This window comes from Enterobacter sp. R4-368 (assembly GCF_000410515.1).
Lineage (GTDB): Bacteria > Pseudomonadota > Gammaproteobacteria > Enterobacterales > Enterobacteriaceae > Kosakonia.
In genome coordinates this window covers 1,046,018-1,065,697 of record NC_021500.1, presented here as the reverse complement: position 1 = coordinate 1,065,697, position 19,680 = coordinate 1,046,018, and the positions used below count along the sequence as shown (strand labels likewise).

The 19,680-nt window shown below is 52.9% G+C and carries 20 protein-coding genes and 2 tRNA genes; 10 read left to right on the top strand and 12 right to left on the bottom strand.

The window, feature by feature from the left end; translation table 11 throughout:
- Positions 1–84: 84 nt before the first annotated feature.
- Positions 85–2,187 carry an elongation factor G gene (fusA, locus tag H650_RS05005; RefSeq protein ID WP_020454243.1) on the top strand — a complete coding sequence of 701 codons (2,103 nt, stop codon included), beginning with the start codon at positions 85–87 and terminating at the stop codon, positions 2,185–2,187.
- Positions 2,188–2,420: 233 nt separating this feature from the next.
- On the opposite strand, the gene H650_RS05000 is transcribed toward fusA, so the two are convergent.
- Positions 2,421–2,861 (bottom strand): DUF3828 domain-containing protein, encoded by a 441-nt coding sequence (locus tag H650_RS05000; protein WP_020454242.1) that lies wholly within the window; start codon positions 2,859–2,861, stop codon positions 2,421–2,423.
- Between the two features lies 1 nt (position 2,862).
- Positions 2,863–3,222, bottom strand: a complete 360-nt coding sequence (locus H650_RS04995) for a hypothetical protein (RefSeq protein ID WP_020454241.1) — start codon at positions 3,220–3,222, stop codon at positions 2,863–2,865.
- Between the two features lie 200 nt (positions 3,223–3,422).
- Here H650_RS04995 and ldtA point away from each other — a divergent pair, with 200 nt between their 5' ends.
- The 5 genes from ldtA to H650_RS04970 all read left to right on the top strand — a co-directional run bounded on the left by ldtA (position 3,423) and on the right by H650_RS04970 (position 7,282).
- Positions 3,423–4,373: a L,D-transpeptidase gene (gene ldtA / locus H650_RS04990; protein ID WP_020454240.1), complete on the top strand. Its 951-nt coding sequence runs from the start codon at positions 3,423–3,425 to the stop codon at positions 4,371–4,373.
- Between the two features lie 142 nt (positions 4,374–4,515).
- The gene (locus H650_RS04985; RefSeq protein WP_020454239.1) at positions 4,516–5,541 is read left to right on the top strand and encodes an LLM class flavin-dependent oxidoreductase; all 1,026 of its coding nucleotides are present in this window, start codon (positions 4,516–4,518) and stop codon (positions 5,539–5,541) included.
- A gap of 188 nt (positions 5,542–5,729) precedes the next feature.
- Positions 5,730–6,206 (top strand): cold-shock protein, encoded by a 477-nt coding sequence (locus H650_RS04980; protein ID WP_020454238.1) that lies wholly within the window; start codon positions 5,730–5,732, stop codon positions 6,204–6,206.
- Between the two features lie 253 nt (positions 6,207–6,459).
- On the top strand, positions 6,460–6,999 hold the full coding sequence (locus tag H650_RS04975; RefSeq protein ID WP_044489404.1) for a DUF2058 domain-containing protein: 540 nt from the start codon (positions 6,460–6,462) through the stop codon (positions 6,997–6,999).
- A gap of 37 nt (positions 7,000–7,036) precedes the next feature.
- Complete coding sequence (locus H650_RS04970; RefSeq protein ID WP_020454236.1) at positions 7,037–7,282, top strand: DUF2543 family protein; 246 nt, start codon at positions 7,037–7,039, stop codon at positions 7,280–7,282.
- Positions 7,283–7,379: 97 nt separating this feature from the next.
- Here H650_RS04970 and H650_RS04965 read toward each other — a convergent pair whose 3' ends face one another.
- Entirely contained in the window at positions 7,380–7,886 is a 507-nt protein-coding gene (locus tag H650_RS04965; RefSeq protein ID WP_020454235.1) for a hypothetical protein, read from the bottom strand.
- Between the two features lie 506 nt (positions 7,887–8,392).
- Entirely contained in the window at positions 8,393–8,728 is a 336-nt protein-coding gene (locus H650_RS04960) for a gamma-glutamylcyclotransferase family protein (RefSeq protein ID WP_020454234.1), read from the bottom strand.
- 115 nt (positions 8,729–8,843) lie between these two features.
- On the opposite strand from H650_RS04960, the gene H650_RS04955 reads away from it, so the two are divergent.
- The gene (locus tag H650_RS04955; protein WP_238328378.1) at positions 8,844–9,818 is read left to right on the top strand and encodes an MFS transporter; all 975 of its coding nucleotides are present in this window, start codon (positions 8,844–8,846) and stop codon (positions 9,816–9,818) included.
- A gap of 107 nt (positions 9,819–9,925) precedes the next feature.
- On the opposite strand, the gene H650_RS04950 is transcribed toward H650_RS04955, so the two are convergent.
- The gene (locus H650_RS04950) at positions 9,926–11,104 is read right to left on the bottom strand and encodes a dienelactone hydrolase family protein (RefSeq protein ID WP_020454232.1); all 1,179 of its coding nucleotides are present in this window, start codon (positions 11,102–11,104) and stop codon (positions 9,926–9,928) included.
- 290 nt (positions 11,105–11,394) lie between these two features.
- Positions 11,395–11,470: transfer RNA gene (locus H650_RS04945), tRNA-Asn, on the bottom strand.
- A gap of 6 nt (positions 11,471–11,476) precedes the next feature.
- On the opposite strand from H650_RS04945, the gene H650_RS26110 reads away from it, so the two are divergent.
- The 3 genes from H650_RS26110 (at position 11,477) to H650_RS04935 (ending at position 13,268) form a co-directional block, all read left to right on the top strand.
- A complete protein-coding gene (locus H650_RS26110) occupies positions 11,477–11,635 on the top strand; it encodes a DUF5951 family protein (protein ID WP_353609784.1) in 159 nt (52 codons plus the stop codon).
- A 9-nt stretch (positions 11,636–11,644) separates the two neighbouring features.
- Entirely contained in the window at positions 11,645–13,111 is a 1,467-nt protein-coding gene (locus H650_RS04940) for an EmmdR/YeeO family multidrug/toxin efflux MATE transporter (protein ID WP_097405715.1), read from the top strand.
- 81 nt (positions 13,112–13,192) lie between these two features.
- Positions 13,193–13,268, top strand: a tRNA-Asn gene (locus tag H650_RS04935).
- Positions 13,269–13,507: 239 nt separating this feature from the next.
- Here H650_RS04935 and H650_RS04930 read toward each other — a convergent pair.
- From H650_RS04930 to H650_RS04905, 6 genes are all read right to left on the bottom strand, one after another.
- Positions 13,508–15,286 (bottom strand): aminopeptidase P family protein, encoded by a 1,779-nt coding sequence (locus H650_RS04930; RefSeq protein WP_020454229.1) that lies wholly within the window; start codon positions 15,284–15,286, stop codon positions 13,508–13,510.
- A gap of 19 nt (positions 15,287–15,305) precedes the next feature.
- Entirely contained in the window at positions 15,306–16,760 is a 1,455-nt protein-coding gene (locus H650_RS04925; protein WP_020454228.1) for an AMP nucleosidase, read from the bottom strand.
- Between the two features lie 136 nt (positions 16,761–16,896).
- Complete coding sequence (acuI, locus tag H650_RS04920; protein ID WP_044489683.1) at positions 16,897–17,874, bottom strand: acrylyl-CoA reductase (NADPH); 978 nt, start codon at positions 17,872–17,874, stop codon at positions 16,897–16,899.
- Positions 17,875–17,955: 81 nt separating this feature from the next.
- Positions 17,956–18,609, bottom strand: coding sequence for an acrylate utilization transcriptional regulator AcuR (gene acuR, locus H650_RS04915; protein ID WP_020454226.1), 654 nt, complete (start codon positions 18,607–18,609; stop codon positions 17,956–17,958).
- A 145-nt stretch (positions 18,610–18,754) separates the two neighbouring features.
- The gene (locus H650_RS04910; RefSeq protein ID WP_017458405.1) at positions 18,755–18,943 is read right to left on the bottom strand and encodes a YjfB family protein; all 189 of its coding nucleotides are present in this window, start codon (positions 18,941–18,943) and stop codon (positions 18,755–18,757) included.
- A gap of 159 nt (positions 18,944–19,102) precedes the next feature.
- Positions 19,103–19,591: a GNAT family N-acetyltransferase gene (locus H650_RS04905; RefSeq protein WP_020454225.1), complete on the bottom strand. Its 489-nt coding sequence runs from the start codon at positions 19,589–19,591 to the stop codon at positions 19,103–19,105.
- Between the last annotated feature and the right edge of the window lie 89 nt (positions 19,592–19,680).

Sequence of the window (19,680 nt, the reverse complement as noted above, 5' to 3'; positions counted from 1 at the left end):
TACAGTTGTACTATTATAGATGCCGTGAATGAATAGCGGCCAATTCCGGTCGCGAACTAACAGTCAAATGACTAAGGACGCATCATGCCCCGACCCATCCCCCTCGAACGTTATCGTAACATCGGTATCTCCGCGCATATCGATGCCGGTAAAACAACCACTACTGAGCGCATTCTGTTTTACACCGGGATGAGCCACAAACTGGGTGAAGTACACGATGGCGCGGCAACAACCGACTGGATGGCGCAGGAGCAAGAGCGCGGCATTACCATTACGTCTGCGGCGGTAAGCTGCTTCTGGCCTGGTATGGACCGGGGTTTTGAGCCGCACCGCATTAATATTATCGACACCCCCGGGCACGTGGATTTCACCATTGAAGTGGAACGTTCCATGCGTGTGCTCGACGGCGCGGTAATGGTGTATGACTCCGTGGGTGGCGTGCAGCCGCAGTCGGAAACCGTGTGGCGTCAGGCTAATAAATACCACGTGCCGCGTCTCGCGTTCGTCAACAAGATGGACAGACCCGGCGCGGATTTTTTCCGCGTGGTGCAGATGATGATCGACCGCCTGAAAGCCAACCCGGTGCCGATTGTGATCCCTATCGGCGCAGAAGAGCATTTCACCGGCGTGGTGGATTTGATCAAAATGCGCGAAATCATCTGGGATGACGCGACGCAGGGCATGACTTTCAGCTATGGCCCGGTGCCGGATGACCTCATGGCAACCGCGCTGGAGTGGCGTGAGAAGATGATCTCCGCGGCGGCGGAAGCCAGTGACGAGCTGATGGATAAATATCTGGAAACCGGCTCGCTCGACGAAGCGGAAATTATTGCCGGCCTGCGCAAACGCACTGTTGCCGGGGAAATTCAGCCGATGCTGTGCGGCAGCGCCTTTAAAAATAAAGGCGTCCAGCGCATGCTCGACGCGGTGGTAGAACTGATGCCGTCGCCGCTGGATATCCCTGCTATTCAGGGCGTGGATGAAAAAGGCCAACCGGCAGAGCGCCATGCGAATGACGACGAACCGTTCTCGGCGCTGGCGTTTAAACTGATGACCGACCCGTATGTTGGCCAGCTTACCTTTATCCGCGTCTATTCCGGCGTGCTGAAAAAAGGGGATGCAGTTTACAACCCGGTGAAAGGCAAGAAAGAGCGTATCGGACGTATCGTGCAGATGCATGCCAATGATCGCCACGAAGTGGATGAGCTGCGCGCCGGTGATATTGCCGCCTGCGTCGGCCTGAAAGATGTCACCACCGGTGACACGTTAAGCGACCCGGATAAAGTGATCACGCTGGAGCGCATGGAGTTTCCTGAGCCGGTGATTTCGCTCGCTATTGAGCCGAAAACTAAAGCGGATCAGGAGAAAATGGGCATCGCCTTGCAACGGCTGGCGTCGGAAGATCCGTCATTCCGCCTGCATACTGACGAGGAATCCGGACAGACGATTATTTCCGGGATGGGCGAGTTGCATCTGGAAATTATTGTTGACCGCATGAAACGTGAGTTTGGCGTGGAGGCGAATATCGGTCGCCCGCAGGTCACATACCGCGAAACCTTGCGTAAAACCGTGAAGGATATCGAAGGTAAATTTGTGCGCCAGTCCGGCGGTAAAGGTCAGTATGGTCATGTGGTTCTGACGCTTGAACCGCTGGAGCCGGGTAGCGGCTTTGTATTTGAAGACGCCACCAAAGGCGGCGTGGTGCCGCGCGAGTATATTCCCTCCGTGGAAAAAGGCCTGCGCGAAGCCATGAACAACGGCGTGCTGGCGGGTTACCCGGTGGTCGATGTGAAGGCAACCCTGACATTCGGTTCCTATCACGATGTCGACTCCTCGGAAATGGCCTTCCGCATGGCGGCGATCTTTGGCTTTAAAGAGGGCGCGCGCAAAGCCGATCCGGCAATCCTTGAGCCGATTATGCATGTGGAAGTGGAAACACCGGAAGAGTACGCCGGGAACATCATGGGCGATCTCTCTTCCCGTCGCGGGATGGTGCAGGGCATGGAAGAGCGGTTCGGTAGCCAGATTATCCGCGCCGATGTGCCGCTGGCTGAAATGTTCGGCTACTCGACCACGCTGCGATCCATGTCGCAAGGCCGCGCGACCTACAGCATGGAGTTCCACCACTATGCGGAAGCGCCGCGCAACGTGGCGGACGACATCATCGCCAGCCGCAGCAAAGGCTAACCTGAAAGTGTTAAAACAAAAACCCCGCCTCGGCGGGGTTTTTTCTTGCAAACTGAGCGCCAGCTCATCACCTCTGAAGATAGTCGGTGGCAGGTGTGACTCAGCCTTATTCTTTCGGGACGTTAATCCTTCAAAGCAGGCAAAAAAGATGAGTAGGGCTTTCAATACGCTTGCTGGAGCGTGTTTTCTTTGTCATCCGCTATTTCAGCAACAAAGAACCCGGAAAGCGTTGTTTACTGAGCAGCAATAATATCTGTCCCTGTGACGGACTGGATTTTCCAGGTACCCGCTTCTTTAACCATGCAATCCACGACAACATGTTTTTTGTCTTTACCGAAGGCAACAAACACGTTAGTACAGACAGGGTCAACAAGGGTCTGCAATACATTCACATTGCCTGGCCAGTCGTCATCAAAATCCTGCGTGCCGATGAAAAAATCCCCTCCATACGCGGCTTCATCTGTTTTTGCCGCGTGACGTAGCTTTTTCAGCGTGCTTGCGGTGACATATTTATCGATTTCATGCCCGTCCAGCGGTGGAGATTTATCCTCAACAACCTGCGCGATATACCATTTGTTAAATGTAAGGGCCTGCTGCTGTGCAATATCAATTGGGGAGTGTTCGGCCCAAGTCGCTGTTGATATCAACAGCAATAATAGCGAAAGTTTTTTCATATTAATCATGCCTGTAAATTTTGAATGCCGGGTTATGCTTTCTGTAAGCGGCACCGGGATACATACCCGAATGTTGAACAAAATCGCTGATCCACACCTTACCATCAAAAATACAGGTATGACCGGGAACGCTCTCCGGGATACCCTGAATGACAGCTACATCGCCAGTTTGCGGTTGGCCAGTGATTTCATAAAAGCCGGCATGAAGCAGGCTGGCACCTAGATCTTTGGCATAATTTGCGCGAACACCGATAATACCTCCCGCTTCAATCGCTTTCCTGACGGCGAAAGCGCATTTATGAAGACTCCCCGCGTGCGCGTGTTTGCGCGCATACTCAACTGCGGCATTTTTATCCCACATAATTCCCTTTCCCAAATGCAAGTTTTTGTAAACGCGGTTGTAATTTTCAAAGATATGAACATTTCATTATGTCGGAATAGTCTTAAACGAAGCGCGAGCGGGAGATGATTTTTTACTAAACAGACTGCCCGGTTGTGACAGGCAGAACCATAGAAGCAAACTATGATTAGCACATACCCGTTGCGCCTGAGGATAAGATGATGCGCTGCGTTAAACTTTTTTGCTGTTGTGTTGCGTTACTCTGCGCCCAGGGCGCGCAGGCTGTGAGCTATCCGCTGCCGCCGGAAGGCAGCCGTCTGGTGGGCAGCCCGTTAACTATCACCATTCCTCATGACAACACCTTCCCGCTGGAAGCGTTTGCCGCGAAATACGGACAGGGGCTGAGTAATATGCTCGAAGCCAACCCGGATGCCGATCCCTTTTTACCGAAAGCCGGTTCACAACTGGTTATTCCGCAGCAGGTGATCCTGCCTGCGACTGTTCGCGAAGGCATTGTGATTAACGTTGCGGAAATGCGCCTCTACTATTACCCCAAAGAGTCGAATACGGTCGAGATCTTACCGATTGGCATCGGCCAGGCCGGACGCGAAACGCCGCGCAACTGGGTGACTGCGGTGGAACGCAAGCAGGAAGGGCCGACCTGGACACCTACGGCGAATACGCGGAAAGCGTACGAGAAAGAGGGAAAAACCTTACCTGCGTTTGTGCCTGCCGGGCCGGATAACCCGATGGGGCTTTATGCTATCTATATCGGAAAGCTGTACGCTATTCACGGCACGAACGCTAATTTTGGCATTGGGTTGCGCGTCAGTCAGGGCTGTATCCGTTTACGCAGCAATGACATTAAATACCTCTTCGACAATGTGCCTGTGGGAACACGGGTACAGATTATCGACCAGCCGGTCAAAATCACCACCGAGCCGGATGGCAGCAGTTGGGTGGAAGTTCACGAACCGCTATCTCGCAATCGCGCTGAGTTTGAGTCCAGCAATAAAGTGCCGCTGCCTGCCACTCCGGTGCTACATGCGCTAATGAAAGACGAAGGCATCGATGCGAACCGCGCAAGCCAGGAACTGGAGCGCCGTTCCGGTATGCCGGTAAATATTAGTGCGCCTGCGGTGAATCATCCGCTAGATAAACAACCGCTATAGAATGGTTTATCAATAAATTTGAACCTTAAGGTTAAACAATCGGTATTTATTCTTCTTATGGAGTGCGTAGAGTAAGGGCAATCCTTGACGGGAAATTCCCCCGTCTGCTGATTACCTCTCTGAACAGAAGGACAACGACGCCATGAAGAAGATCGGATTTTTGTCATTTGGTCACTGGACACCTTCGCCGCAGTCTGCGACGCGTTCGGCGGCTGATACGCTGCTGCAATCCATCGATCTGGCGGTTGCCGCTGAAGAACTTGGTGCGGACGGCGCGTATTTCCGAGTGCATCACTTTGCCCGTCAGCTCAGCTCACCTTTCCCGTTACTGGCCGCTATTGGCGCCAAAACCCACAAAATAGAGATTGGCACCGGCGTTATTGATATGCGCTATGAAAACCCGTTGTATATGGCGGAAGATGCCGGCGCGGCGGATTTGATTTCCGGCGGTCGTTTGCAGTTGGGTATCAGCCGGGGCTCACCGGAACAGGTTATTGATGGCTGGCGCTATTTTGGCTATCAGCCGGCGGAAGGCGAAACCGATGCGGATATGGCGCGCCATCATACGGAAACGTTTCTGGATGTGCTGCGCGGCGAAGGGTTTGCCAAACCGAACCCGCAGCCGATGTTCCCGAACCCACCAGGCTTGCTGCGCCCGGAACCCTGGTCTGAAGGTTTGCGCGAACGTATCTGGTGGGGCGCAGGCTCAAACGCGACAGCGGTCTGGGCGGCAAAACTGGGGATGAACCTGCAAAGCTCCACGCTGAAAGATGATGAAACCGGAGAACCGTTCCATATCCAGCAGGCGCAGCAGATTCGGGTCTACCGTGAAGCCTGGAAAGCAGCAGGGCACTCACGCACGCCGCGCGTCTCCGTTAGCCGCAGTATCTTCGCGCTCATGGACGATCGTGATCGGGCTTACTTTGGTGGCAGCCGTGATGACAGCGATAAAATCGGCTTTCTTGATGAGAAAACCCGCGCTGTTTTTGGCCGCAGCTACGCCGCAGAACCGGATAAATTGATCGAGCAGCTGAAAAAAGATGAGGCCATTGCCGAAGCAGATACGCTACTGCTGACCGTGCCGAATCAATTAGGCGTGGATTATAATGCGCACGTGATTGAGTCGATTCTCAAGCATGTCGCGCCGGGGATGGGCTGGCGTGATTGATGTGAAACGGCAGTTGAAAGCATAACTTTCTCTTCGTGCGGCGCTTTGTAAAGCGCCGCATTCCGTTTTGCAGTACAGAAATTTATCACCGACACTTGAGCCAAAGACGTAGTCGGCGCAGGCATTGTGCTTTACACTGCGCGCTGCAAAAAACAGAGCAAATGAACGATTAAGTAGGTGGTAAGGCGATGAACGGAAAGATCACAACCTGGTTTAAAGATAAAGGTTTTGGATTTATCAAAGATGAAAACGGCGAAAACCGTTACTTTCATGTGATTAAGGTCGCCAACCCTGAGTTGATTAAAAAAGATGCGGCGGTAACGTTCGAACCCACGACAAACAACAAAGGGTTGTCTGCTTATGCGGTGAAAGTTGTCCCGGAAAGCAAATACATTTATATCGCAGGTGAACGAATTAAGCTCACGTCGATCAAATCTTATCTGGTATACAGCGAAGAAGTTCCTGTCGATACCCGCATCGATAAAGACAATGCCGTGCTCTCCGTTGGCGCGCTGATGGGAAGTATCCGGCCGAAATCCGCGACTAAGCCTGGCGAAATGCGTTCGCTAAAAAAACTGGCAATCACCACTTTTCAGGGAACGACCCTGATTTTCTCCGAAGACGAGATAGACGTGGATGCGACGGTTAAGCTGCTTAACGTCTAAAAACATCCAGATTGGTTTGCTGCCGAAACCGGCGTTTTTCTAAACCGCGTTTCGGCATCATTTACTGTTCGCTGTGGTTCTCGTTTTTCTGTTCAATCCGCCCCGCCAGAGCAATGCTTTCGCCCCGAGCGAGTGTGGAATGGCGAGCGTAATGTTTGCGCTTCGCGGGTAATGAGCCGATTCCTCAATCTGGTCTCTTCGCAGCAATTACAGCTATAATCCGACCCAATGTTCAACCGGTTTACAGACGAAAATGACAAAACTCACTTTACAAGAGCAGATGCTCAAAGCGGGATTAGTAACCAGCAAGAAAATGGCCAAAGTCCAGCGCACTGCCAAAAAATCACGTGTTCAGGCGCGTGAAGCAAGAGAAGCCGTGGAAGAGAATAAAAAAGCACAGCTTGAGCGCGATAAGCAATTAAGCGAGCAACAAAAACAAGCGGCGTTATCCAAAGAATATAAAGCGCAGGTTAAGCAACTTATTGAAATGAACAGGATCACTATTGCCAAAGGCAATATTGATTTTAATTTCACAGATAATAAGTTAATTAAAAAAATAGTGGTGGATAAAAATACGCAGGCACAATTGATTAGCGGTCGTCTCGCCATTGCTCGTCTGGTTGTTGATGGCAAGGATGAAAGTGAATATGCGATTATTCCCGCAATCGTAGCCGATAAAATCGCTCAGCGGGATGCGAACAGTATTGTGTTAAACAGCGCGCTTAGTCAGGAAGATCAAGATGAAGATGATCCGTACGCTGATTTTAAAGTGCCCGATGATTTGATGTGGTAATAACCATTGCAAACAATTTCAACCTCCGGGGGAATGTATGAGTAACGAAATACCGCTTAAATTTTATGACATCGTTGATGAGTATTCGACGGAAACCGAAAAAACGGTAAAAGAATCAGAACGCGATGCGCTGGCGCACTATTTTCAGCTACTGATCACCCGTTTGATGAATAACGAAGAAATCAGTGAAGAGGCGCAGCAGGAAATGGCCAATGAAGCGGGTATTGACACGCTGCGTATTGACGAGATTGCGACGTTTCTGAATCAGTGGGGCAACGAGTAGCGCTGTTGCCGTGATTTTCAAAAGCGCGAAAGTGCATTTTTTATGTCCGCTCGCCGCCGGAAGCGGACATCGCAAACATCCCCGAGCGTGCAAAACATCAGTAGAGGATATTTGCCATCGCTTTGTACCGTTCAGGTAACGCGCTGTTCAGCGCCAGGACTTTTTCAAGAGTAGAAAATGTTGGAGCCCCTTTAGCGCGTTCGCCATCAACAATCGCGGAACGTATTGTCGCCACCGCCGTAGAAATGGTGTTGAAATACTCTTCTGATTCCGCAGTTTGTAATTCTCCTGAAACGGCGTAACGGACAATTGGCCAGTCTGTAAAATCAATTAACGGGAACGCTTCTTTATCAGATGATATGTTGGCTAATAACAACTCTTCTGCTTTTTTATGATCTCTTTGTGCAGTTGAAAGTAGCTGTAAGCGATATTTCATTCTTGACAAAATATCGCTATTCATTTTTTCAGACGAGAGTGCCGCAATAAAGGTGGATAGCTCATCAGGCGGGCTGTGATCATAATGCGTCTTCCGCTGGGCTTCAGAAGAAGGTTGGGTGCTATTTGATGCAATTTCAATTAAATAATTTAAAATTTCTAAAGTCATTTAATGTGCCTTATGAATTTCATTGTGCGGTATTAACTGGCGATAGTGAAAATAGTGCTGGCAGCTTTGTATCACTGTTAATAAATCCCGTGTCGAAAATAACGCATGGCCTGCCAGTATATGACAGGTGCTTTAAATGAACATTTTTAAAACGTCACGCATGTTTCATATTTAAATAGCAGCGCGCTGCCAGGCTTACGCGATGAGTATTATTGATAGTGCGCGGTTTGAAAAACGAATAATTGTGCGGTCTGCTGTGAGTTCAACTCAACATGGTTAATAACGGTGGGGGCTACTGACGTGGGGCGGCCTGCGAGAAGCGGTATCGCCGGTGTTGGATTTGCTTCGAACAGGTTCCGGTATTTTGCAAACCGCCAGCGTTTTGTGGCTTAACGGTTAGCGAGGCACAAGCCCCGCAAAAGAGGAGCCTGGTTCAACAGAAAGGTTTCGCAGACTTGCCTCTGACATGAGGCATTTTGCGATGATGGCTGTTAATCACAGCGATACTATGCTTTTTCCTGCGGTTGCAGTTGATAAATCCATGCCGTCACATGCTTGCCGTCGAGCGTGGTCACATCCACCCAAACACGATCGTAGCCCTCTTCGAATTCGTCCAGCATCGTCCAGTGCGCCGCGAGATTAGCGGATACAAACAGGTAACCATCAACCCGGGAACCGTCTTTATCCAGCACAATGCCAGGAAATTCGGCGGCGGCCCCCCAGCCAAATTCATAAAATGTTCCCGTAACGTAACCCGGCAGCCACTCTCCACCGATATTTTCCAGAATATGTGCATTCGAGTGACCGGGGCGAAGCGTCCCGTAAACAAACAGTGATTCCATTTTTCCTCATTATCTAACGCAATGAATAACCAGCAGAATGATCATCAACATACGTTTAAGCGCTGCAGTTCGCAACTGGCTGGAATCGGGTAAGTGGTTGTGACATCCCGGGGAAGTGCTCAGAGTTATTACCGGCATTGAGAATGTACTTACTGATATGGGGCTTATTCCCGATCTCGTTGCAGAAGGGGAAGTGACACAAGCTATATCGCACCGCTCGACCATTAATTCCCTTATTATGTTGATAGGGCCGGTGATTGCGGCCTCGCTTATTTCACTTTTTTCCGCTGGTGTTGCGTTGTATATTTCTGCGCTGGTTTATGCATCATCCTGCATCGCATTTATTATTTTATGGTTTAAATATGATGTGGACACTGTTTCAACTGGCAAAAAGGAGAGCTGGTTTTATAAAACTAAGGGAGCATTTAAAGCAATTTACCATGTTAAATCTGAGCTTCATATTGCGCTGGTCTCCTCTGTTATTAACTTTACGATGTTCCCTTTCTTTTCCGTGACGATACCCTACTGGATCAGCACTGAATTAAAGCTTCCCGCCACCTATCTTGGCGCGTTTGAATTCTCATTTGCTCTGGGGCTCATTGCCAGTAGTCTTTATATAAACGCTTTTGTAAGAGCGTGGGCGGGACGGCTCAAGAATGTTTTATCTGGCTTTGTCCTGTTGGGCAGCAGCGTCATGGCAATTGTCCTGATGGGAAATATCTATATGTCTATTTTGCTGGCGTTCTTTTGCGGTATGGCGTTTATTTTTATTAACGTCAACCTCAGTACGCTGCGCTCAACGGCAACTCCCCGTAATTACCGAACGAGAATGAGCGCCATGGCAGGCTTTTTATCCAGCCTGGCCAACCCTTTTGGCGTGGCCATTGCTGGCTGGTATATCAGTTTATTAGGTGTGGTTCCGTTTACCGTTATTTCCGGTGCCGTTGTGGTGTTAATTGCTCCCGTTATTTTATGTTCGTTTCATTTGCGTCGGGCACTTTCACTTGATGAAGTTGAAATGAAAGGGTATTACGAAAAAACCTACCCGGATGCATTTTATAAACGCGGGCAGCAAAAACAGGACGCATAAAAGGTATTTAACAGAAGTGCTTTGACGTTATGACCAGACTTTGCATGGGATGCCATTCTGGCAACCCATGCAAAGTGTGTTTTCTCTGTGACTGGTTTGTGTGGGGGCTAAGGCGTGTTTGCGGTTACGAGATGGTTATTAATGGCGTACACCGTACAGTTGCCCGCGCCCGGACGCTGCTCCTGTTGACAGATGCTTAGCGCCGTTTCTGCGGCTTCATGGCTGTTTCTGCCCCAGTACGCCGCGCCCCAGTCGCCGTCCTCGTCCGTGGCAAAGGCTTTTTCATAGCGTTGTGTTGCTGCATATTCTGAGAACGCCTTTTTCCCGGCGGCATTGAGCGCGGGCGGTGCAGGCAGGTGCGTTTCGGGCAGAGGCACAGCTTCGCTGGTCGGTAAATGCTGCTGTTTTAGAAATGCGGCCACCGTCTGCCACCAGAAACTTTCCGGCGCTGAATCCATAAAGACATGGCCGTTATTACCGAAGGCAGGCATCGTGATGAATTGCGCAGTGTGGCTTCCCTGCTGATAGGCATCGAACATCTCTTTACCCATCGACGGCGGGAAGGATTTATCATTTTTCGCATACAGCCACAGGGACGGGATTTGCGCTGTCTTCCCGTAACGTGCGTAGGCTTGCAGCAGACCGGCTTTATCGCAGAGTGATTTCCCGTCAATCGCGCCCCTTCCGCCGTCGAAATTGATTACCGCCTTAACGCCTGGTGGATTAGCCGCGCCAGTAGCAAGCGCCGCAAAACCGCCTGCGGACATTCCGGCAAGGATCGCGTTATCGGCTGCGGCCCACGGCTGGTGGCGCACGGCATCGAGAGCCGCGAGCAGGTTACGGGTATCCTGCTCCCCGGCCCACAGATGTAAAGGTTGCGCGCAGGAGCCATCGGCATACTCCGCCGCACCGCTTGATTGCCCGTAACCCTGGCGCAGGACCACCACCGCCGCATAACCGTGGCGCGCAAAAGCGATAGCCGCTGAGGCATAACGGTTCGGGTTGATTATCCAGCGATCAAATTCAGCAGTGCCAACGGTTCCATTAGTGATTAACACCACGGGTAAAGGCGTTTGGCTGTCCATGCGTGTCACAAAGGCATCCAGCACGGCCGGCTGACCATTATCTAAGGTAACCGCCAGCAAAAGCGGCTCTCTTATCAACCCGTTAATCTGTTGATATTCCGGGGTTTGCTCTACAACATCTGCATGGCCTGCAACAGTAAAAAGAAGGAGGGCGGTGGTGAAAAGGCGTTTTGCCGGACGAGTCGTAAAACGGTTGCGCATGGTGGTTAACCCTGAAATGTTTGGCCTTAAAAGGCGCGGCGTGACTGGAGAGCTGGTCACTTGTTTTTCTATTTCCTGTCGCGCGGTATTGATCACGCATGTCGGTACTTTCTGCAAGCCGTGAGCATAGCATTAAGGTAAGCAAACATTTTCAATGGATTACGTTACAGGTTCAGCTTGATGCTCAAGAAGCGGAAAGGGGCGGTTTCTGGAGAGGAAAAACTTATCGCTATGTTTAGCGGAGCGATAAAAAGCAAAAAGCCTGCTTAAAAGCAGGCTTTTTTTGAATCTGGCTCCTCTGACTGGACTCGAACCAGTGACATACGGATTAACAGTCCGCCGTTCTACCGACTGAACTACAGAGGAATCGTTGTGGAGGCTTATCTTAGCGGCGAAAAATCTTTTGTCAAACCTCATTTCTCGCAGGGTGTGCTGACTGCCGAATCCATCGACAATTTGAGTTCATTATCATCGTTTTCTGTGGAAATGCTTTGCAGGATCACGGTTTCTCCCCCATCATTTGAAATGTGATTTCACCTTTTGCGGCTAAGGACCAATTTGAACGTCGTTACTCCTCTTCGCCAGGCTGTCATGCGCACGCCGTGGTACAGAAAGCGTAAAAGCTACCGTGTTTTATTCTGGCGAGAAATCACCCCCCTTGCCGTACCTATCTTCCTCGAAAACACCTGCGTCCTGATGATGGGCGTGCTCAGCACCTTCCTCGTAAGCTGGCTGGGCAAAGAGGCGATGGCGGGGGTAGGTCTTGCCGATAGTTTTAACATGGTGGTGATGTCATTTTTCGCGGCAATCGACCTGGGAACCACGGTGGTGGTGGCCTTCAGCCTCGGTAAGCTGGATGGCGAGCGGGCGAGGGCGGCGACGCGCCAGTCGCTGGTGATCATGACGCTGTTTTCGATTGTGCTGGCGGCGGTGATCCACTACTACGGTACGGAAATTATCGATTTTATCGCCGGGGCGGCAACGGCGGAGGTCAAGGCGCTGGCATTGACCTATCTTGAACTGACGGTTCTCAGCTACCCTGCTGCGGCCATTGCGCTGATTGGCAGCGGTGCGCTGCGCGGCGCGGGCAATACCAAAATCCCGCTGCTGATTAACGGCGGCATGAATATCCTCAATATTCTTATCAGCAGCGTGCTGATCTATGGTCTCTTCGGCTGGAAAGGGATGGGCTTCGCCGGGGCAGGGCTGGGGCTGACCATTTCCCGCTATATTGGCGCGGTGGCGATTATCTGGGTACTGATGATTGGCTTTAACCCGGCGCTGCGTATTCCGCTAAAAAGTTACTTCGAAAAGCTCAACTTCAGCATTATCTGGGAAGTGATGGGTATCGGCATCCCCGCCAGTATCGAATCGGTGCTGTTTAACGGCGGCAAGCTGCTAACGCAAATGTTCGTTGCCGGTATGGGCACCAACGTTATCGCCGGTAACTTTATTGCTTTCTCCGTCGCCGCGCTAATTAACCTGCCGGGCAACGCGCTGGGTTCCGCCTCCACAATTATTACCGGTAAACGACTGGGCAAAGGACAGATAAGCCAGGCTGAGCGCCAGTTGCGGCATGTATTCTGGCTCTCGACGCTGTTACTGACGGTGCTTGCCTGGGGAACCGCGCCGTTTGCCGGGCTTTTCGCCTCGTTTTACACCCAGGAAGAGGATGTAAAAGAGGTGGTTAAAGTGCTTCTCTGGCTTAACGCGGCGTTTATGCCCATCTGGGCGGCATCCTGGGTGCTACCCGCCGGGCTGAAAGGCGCGCGCGACGCCCGTTTCGCCATGTGGGTGTCCATGCTTGGAATGTGGGGTTGTCGCGTCGTCGCCGGTTATACCCTCGGGATTATGCTCGGTATGGGCGTGGTTGGGGTCTGGCTCGGGATGTTCCTTGACTGGGCGGTGCGCGGCGCGCTCTTTTACTGGCGTATGGTTAGCGGACGCTGGCTGTGGAAGTACCCGAAGCCGCAAAAAAGCGCCATTTCTGCACAGAATGGAGAATAATTCGGCAAACGCGCCAAAATGTGAAAATCAGGCTTTGACAAGGGCCTGGGGCATCGCTAATATTCGCCCCGTTCACACGATTCCTCTGTAGTTCAGTCGGTAGAACGGCGGACTGTTAATCCGTATGTCACTGGTTCGAGTCCAGTCAGAGGAGCCAGATTTAAAAAAGCCTGCTTTTAAGCAGGCTTTTTGCTTTTCTGCGTTCTCACATCCCGCAACTTAGTATTTTTCCCTGCGGGAATTTCTCGTTGAAGCAGCAATGCATCGCGATGACAAAGGCTATCGACATGGTCAGTTCGGGCGGCGATACGCTGGTAAAGAAGCGCTGAAAAGCCATTATGCCTGCACGGAGTAAAATAAAACCCGCCGCAGCGGGTTTGTGAATGATACGAACGCTTAGCTTGCCTGCACGCGCAGTGGTGCAGTGGCTGCATCAAGCCACGCGCGGGCGCCGTCATCAACCAGTGGCGACAGGGTGTCGCGCACCTGCTGGTGATAATCATCCAGCCACTGCTGCTCCTGTTCACTCAACAGGCTCCATTCCACCTGGCTTAAATCGATGGGAATAAGCGTCAGCGAAGCAAAGCGGCAGAATCCCGGCTGGCTTTCCACCACTTCCACCTGGTTTTCGATACGAATGCCGTAGTTGTCCGCTAAATAGTAACCCGGCTCAATAGTCATGATGTTGCCCGCCGACAGCGGCCAGGGGTTGACCTTTTTCGCAATGCGTTGCGGCTGCTCATGGATCAGCAACTGATGACCAACGCCATGACCGGTGCCGTGATCGAAATCCAGCCCTAAATCCCACAGCGCGCGGCGGGCAAACGCATCCAGTTGGTGGCCGTGCGTACCTGCAGGAAATTGCAGGGTGAACATCGATAAAAAGCCTTTCAGCACGGCGGTGTAGTGCAGCCGTTGCTGAGCATTGAGTGCCCCAAACGACAGGGTACGCGTCGCGTCAGTGGTGCCGTTTTGGTACTGGCCGCCGGAATCATTCAAATAGAAATTGGCGCTGGTGATGGCTTTATTTGTTTTTTCGCTGCTGTGGTAATGGCACATCGCCGCATTGCTGGCAGAGGCTGAAATGGTGCTGAAACTCTGTTCAATAAAGCCGGGTTGCCGCTGGCGGAATGCCAGCTGTTTTTGCTGCGCTTCCAGTTCGGTTACCGGGTTACCCGCCGCTTCCCGGGCGGGCACTTCGCGCGCCAGCCAGGCGAGGAAATTGACCCACGCCGCGCCATCCTGCTGGTGGCTTTCGCGGTAGCCTGCCAGTTCGGTCGCGTTTTTATGCGCTTTGATAAAGGTAATAGGATCGGCGCTCCACAGCACTTCGCCCCCCTGCTGTTCAATAGCGAAACGCAGCGCCACCGGCGCGAAATCACCGTCGAGCAGGATGCGTTTTCCGGCAGCGATCTGCTGGCAACGCGGCAGAAAATCCCCGACATCATGCAGCTTCAGCGTGGAGGTGAGCTGCGCAGATAAACCGGCAGTTTTCTGTGGATTGACAAACCATTCGACGGCACCTTCGCGGCTGAGCAGGGCAAAGGAGTGCGCCACCGGGTTCATCGCAATGTCCGAACCGCGAATATTCAGCAGCCAGGCGATATTATCCGGCAGCGTAATCGCCAGGTAATCCGCCCCTTTTTCCGCCAGCACCCGCGCGATGCGCGCGCGTTTATCGGCACTGCTTTCACCGCTTATCGCCAGCGGCATTTCACGGATCGCGCCGCACGGTGCCGCCGGGCGATCGGTCCAGATGACATCGAACGGATCGCTGTCCAGTGCCACCAGTTCACAGTGCGTGGCGTTCAGCGCCTGGAACTGGCTGTTGACCATCAGCAGCGGCTCAAAGCCGATGCGACTGCCCGCAGGCAATGAAGCGTTTAACCACTGATCCAGCGGCTCGTTGTGCAAATGGTGGATCGCAAAATCATGGAGATCGACTTCGCTACGCACCTGTACCTGGTAGCGACCATCCACAAACAGCAGCGCTTTGTCGCGCAGCACCAGCGCCAGCCCGGCAGAACCGGTAAAGCCGGTGAGCCACTGGAGTTTATTGTCATGTGGCGCGCAGTCTTCGCTCTGGTGCGCATCGGCACGCGGAACAATCATGCCGTCAAGCTCCAGGGCGACCAGCCGATCGCGTAACGCTTGTAACGGTGTCGGGGTTTGCATGGTTAATCCTTTTTAATTGTTATCGGAATGGCGGTTCGTTAAAGGTGCGCAATTTACGCGAGTGCAGGCGATCGCCCTCTGCGCGGAGCAGGTCGATGGCGCGGATGCCAATTTGCAAATGCTCGGAAATCGCCCCTTCGTAAAAACGGTTGGCCTGGCCGGGAAGTTTGATCTCGCCGTGCAGCGGTTTGTCAGAAACGCAGAGCAGGGTGCCATACGGCACGCGGAAGCGATAACCCTGCGCGGCAATGGTGGCACTTTCCATATCTATCGCCACCGCGCGGCTCAGGTTAAAGCGTAGGGAGGAAGCGGAATAACGCAGCTCCCAGTTGCGATCGTCGGTGGTGACCACCGTGCCGGTACGCAGCCGCTGTTTAACCTCCTCACCCGGCATGTCGCTGACCTCTTTGGTCGCGTCGTATAGTGCACGTTGCACTTCAGCGATGCTCGGGATCGGAATATCCGGCGGCAGCACGGCATCCAGCACGTGGTCATCGCGCAGGTAGGCATGCGCCAGTACGTAATCGCCAATCGACTGGCTTTCACGCAGCCCGCCGCAGTGGCCAATCATCAGCCAGACATCCGGGCGCAGCACGGCCAGATGATCGCAAATGGTTTTCGCGTTCGACGGGCCAACGCCAATATTTATCAGCGTAATGCCCTGACCGTCAGCGGTGACGAGGTGCCAGGCCGGCATCTGGTGTTTTTTCCACGCCAGATCAGAAATGGCCTGCTCCGGCGCTTCCGTATCGGCAGTGATCCAGTTGCCGCCCGCGCAGGAGAGCGCGACGTAAGGGCTATCGGGATTGAGGATCTCGTTACAGCCCCAGCGCACGAACTCATCGACATAACGCGTGTAGTTAGTAAACAACACAAACGGCTGGAAATGTTCAACCGGCGTGCCGGTGTAGTGGCGCAGTCGCGCCAGCGAGAAATCGACACGGCGCGCATCAAAATGGGAAAGCGGGTAAAGCTCGGTCGGGTGGAATAGTCCATCGGCGGTCTCATCACCAATCTGCGCCAGTTCGGTGGTGGGAAAATGGCGCGTTAAGCCCGCGCTCATTGACCTATCCAGCGTCAGCTCCGAGCCGTCAATCACGTAAGGGTACGGGATTTCATGCGCGGATAACCCCACCTCGATGTGTGCGCCATAGTCCTGACACAGCAGGGTTAATTGTTCGAGTAAATAGGGACGAAACAGCGAAGGGCGGGTGATGGTGGTGGTGTAACAGCCCGAATGGGTGAAGCGGGCGTAGGCGCGGGTTTTCGGTGGGTTCGTCGCGCTGCCATTCCAGCTTACGGATAACTGCGGATAGACGAATAACCCTTGTGCGCGGGCTTCGGTATCGGGAAGCTGACCGTCGTCAATATAGCGAGCGATCGCCTGACGAAGGGCCTCGACGGAACGGTCATACAGCGCTTCAAGTTGATCCAGCGCTTGTTCCGGGGTCAGAGTTGCACCCTTATTATTCATCTTTATCTCCTTATCTGCTCTACGGCTGTAGCCGATAGTATGTCACAGGAATGTGAAACGAAAGCAGCGCGCAACGGGATTCAGAGGAAACGGATGAGGGAACAATCCGGCGCGACAGCGCGCGCCGGAAGGCGGATTAGCCGCTGATTTTCACCAGTGTACGGCCCTGGATTTTATTATTGAGGAAATCGGCAGCGGTTGCCGGAGCCTGTTCCAGCGTAATTTCGGTTGCGGCCTGCTGGTAGTAACTTTCTGGCAACGTACGTGCGAGATTTTCCCACACGGCGCCGCGCTGTGCGGTTGGCACCATCACGGAATCCACGCCCTGCAAACGCACGTTTCGCAGAATAAACGGCATCACGGTGGTCGGCAGTTCGAAACCGCCTGCCAGACCGCATGCGGCAACGCATCCGCCGTAGTTCGTCTGCGCCAGCACTTTTGCTAACACATGGTTGCCAACCGTATCAATCGCACCGGCCCACAGCTGTTTTTCCAGCGGACGGGTCTGTTCAAAATCGCTGCGCGGCAGGATCTCATCGGCACCCAGCTTACGCAGAAAATCATGGGTAGATTCGCGACCGGTTACGGCGGCAACGGTGTAGCCCAGCGCTTTCAGCAGCACGACAGCGGTGCTGCCAACGCCGCCACTGGCACCGGTCACCAGCACGGTACCATCCTGCGGTTTAATCCCGGCATCCTGCAGCGCCATGACGCACAGCATGGCGGTAAAACCAGCGGTGCCAATGATCATCGCATTGCGCGCACGTAAACTTTCCGGCAGCGCCACCAGCCAGTCCCCTTTTACGCAGGCCTGCTCGGCAAGTCCACCCCAGTGGTTTTCGCCCACACCCCAGCCGGTGAGGATCACGGCCTGGCCGGGAGTAAAGCGCGCATCGCGGCTTTCGCTCACGCGACCGCAAAAATCAATGCCTGGCACCATCGGGAACTGGCGAATGATTTTGCCTTTACCGGTGATAGCCAGCGCGTCTTTGTAGTTAAGGCTGGACCAGTCAATATCGACCCGAACGTCGCCTTCACCCAATGCGGGCAGGTCGACCTCTTTCACTTCCGCCAGGGTTTTATTCTCATTCTGTTCCAGAACTAATGCTTTCATGACTGCGTTTTCCTCGTCGGATGAGGTGTATTTTTCGGCGTTTTCGCCGTCCTGTGCAGATGCTCCATCCCCCGTCATGCTTCACGCAGCAGGGGCGGTTGTTATGCTGTGGTGGAAAAATTCCCAGTACTGATCCAGCGGCTCGACGGAGCGGAACAGTTTGGCGCGCATTACTGCGCCTTCCCAGCCGGACCAGAACACCCTGGCCAGTTCGCGGCTCGCGGCATCTGGCGGCAGTTCGCCGCAGACTTTTGCTTCATCGAGACACGTTGCGACGCGCGTTTCCCAGTCGGCGAGGATGGCTTTCAGACGCGCCGGGAAGGCTTCCGGTAACAGTGGCGTTTCCTGCAACAGGTTGCCCACCAGGCAACCACGGCGGAAATCGTATTTCGCCATTCCCTGGCCTGCGTGGTGCACAAAGGCGGCCATTCGTTGCAGCGGGGAGCGCTGGGTATCGGTTAAAAATTTATCCAGTTTATGCGCGAAAAAGTCGCCGTAAGCGGCCAGCACTGCCATGCCAAATTCCTGTTTGCTTTTAAAGCAGTGATAAAACGAGCCTTTAGGAACCGCGATATTTTTGATCACCGCATCAATGCCCGCCGACAGATAGCCGGTTTCGGTTAGCACTTCCAGGCCGGAGCGAATCAGCTCCTGGCGGGTATCGGTAAAGTCGCGCTCGACTTTTGGCGGCCGTCCGCGGCGGGGTTTTTGCCGTGCTGCTGTTTCGCCATTCATAATTTAGACCGATCGGTTTTAATTCGGCAGAGGCTACGCCGATTTACCATTCCAGGCAAGCGAAGAAACAAAAAAGCCCGCACGAGGCGGGCTTGCAAACTTGCCGGTTGACGCTGTTACCGCAAACGCCAGCGGGCAAACCGGGTTAGGCGGTGGTATTAATATTACGACCGATTGCCGGGTTGGAAGGTAACTGCGGGATCTGCTGAATCAAGTCGCTGGCGATCGTTTTCTGGGTATCGAGCGCTTTTTTCAGCACCAGCGTGTTGACTTGGTTATCAAGCTGATAAGAGTCAAGGCTGCTGGCTAATGATGCAATTTGTATCGGATCCATGCTGTAAATCCTTTATTGTAGAAAAAACAACCAGAGAACAGCTATGAGTATAGCTGCACAATTTTTATCGGCAGTAAGCGCGGGATCTTTAAGCGAGGCGTGAGACGAACCCGATGATGAATAAGCGAAAACCCGCCGTGGCGGGTTAATGGAGAAAGATTAAGCGTCGGGGCTTTCGGCGAATTTCAGCAGGGCATCGCCATCCAGCCGGTAACGCACCCATTCACTTTGCGCCCGCGCGCCAATGCTCTGGTAAAAATCAATGGCTGGCTGGTTCCAGTCGAGCACGCTCCACTCCAGACGACCGCAGCGGCGCTCAACGGCATACTGCGCAATCTTTTGTAGCATCGCTTTTCCGGCACCGTTACCGCGAAAATCGGGCGAAACGTAGAGATCTTCCATGTAAATGCCGTTGCGGCCAAGCCAGGTCGAATAACTGGTGAAGAAAACCGCATAACCCACGGCTTTGCCTTCGATTTCACAGATCAAGGCTTCCGTTTTGCTCTCCGTGCCAAACAGGGTTTCGCGGATCTCATCTGCTGTGGTGATCACTTCTTCAGGCGCTTTTTCATACACCGCCAGTTCATAAATCATCGCAAAAATAGCGCTTGCGTCAGTCGGGCGGGCGGGGCGGATGGTAATGCTCATTGCGTTTCCTGTTGTTGTTACCGGGAGTTCAAAATTGATGGCCGCCAGCATAAGCGGTATTGTGCAAAGAATTAAGTGCAATGAAATCA

Excerpts from the sequence above, each read along its gene's own strand:
- fusA (WP_020454243.1), top strand. The coding sequence starts at position 85 with ATGCCCCGACCCATCCCCCTCGAACGTTATCGTAACATCGGTATCTCC.
- H650_RS05000 (WP_020454242.1), bottom strand. The coding sequence starts at position 2,861 with ATGAAAAAACTTTCGCTATTATTGCTGTTGATATCAACAGCGACTTGG.
- H650_RS04995 (WP_020454241.1), bottom strand. The coding sequence starts at position 3,222 with ATGTGGGATAAAAATGCCGCAGTTGAGTATGCGCGCAAACACGCGCAC.
- ldtA (WP_020454240.1), top strand. The coding sequence starts at position 3,423 with ATGCGCTGCGTTAAACTTTTTTGCTGTTGTGTTGCGTTACTCTGCGCC.
- H650_RS04985 (WP_020454239.1), top strand. The coding sequence starts at position 4,516 with ATGAAGAAGATCGGATTTTTGTCATTTGGTCACTGGACACCTTCGCCG.
- H650_RS04980 (WP_020454238.1), top strand. The coding sequence starts at position 5,730 with ATGAACGGAAAGATCACAACCTGGTTTAAAGATAAAGGTTTTGGATTT.
- H650_RS04975 (WP_044489404.1), top strand. The coding sequence starts at position 6,460 with ATGACAAAACTCACTTTACAAGAGCAGATGCTCAAAGCGGGATTAGTA.
- H650_RS04970 (WP_020454236.1), top strand. The coding sequence starts at position 7,037 with ATGAGTAACGAAATACCGCTTAAATTTTATGACATCGTTGATGAGTAT.
- H650_RS04965 (WP_020454235.1), bottom strand. The coding sequence starts at position 7,886 with ATGACTTTAGAAATTTTAAATTATTTAATTGAAATTGCATCAAATAGC.
- H650_RS04960 (WP_020454234.1), bottom strand. The coding sequence starts at position 8,728 with ATGGAATCACTGTTTGTTTACGGGACGCTTCGCCCCGGTCACTCGAAT.
- H650_RS04950 (WP_020454232.1), bottom strand. The coding sequence starts at position 11,104 with ATGCGCAACCGTTTTACGACTCGTCCGGCAAAACGCCTTTTCACCACC.
- H650_RS04930 (WP_020454229.1), bottom strand. The coding sequence starts at position 15,286 with ATGCAAACCCCGACACCGTTACAAGCGTTACGCGATCGGCTGGTCGCC.
- H650_RS04925 (WP_020454228.1), bottom strand. The coding sequence starts at position 16,760 with ATGAATAATAAGGGTGCAACTCTGACCCCGGAACAAGCGCTGGATCAA.
- acuI (WP_044489683.1), bottom strand. The coding sequence starts at position 17,874 with ATGAAAGCATTAGTTCTGGAACAGAATGAGAATAAAACCCTGGCGGAA.
- acuR (WP_020454226.1), bottom strand. The coding sequence starts at position 18,609 with ATGAATGGCGAAACAGCAGCACGGCAAAAACCCCGCCGCGGACGGCCG.
- H650_RS04910 (WP_017458405.1), bottom strand. The coding sequence starts at position 18,943 with ATGGATCCGATACAAATTGCATCATTAGCCAGCAGCCTTGACTCTTAT.
- H650_RS04905 (WP_020454225.1), bottom strand. The coding sequence starts at position 19,591 with ATGAGCATTACCATCCGCCCCGCCCGCCCGACTGACGCAAGCGCTATT.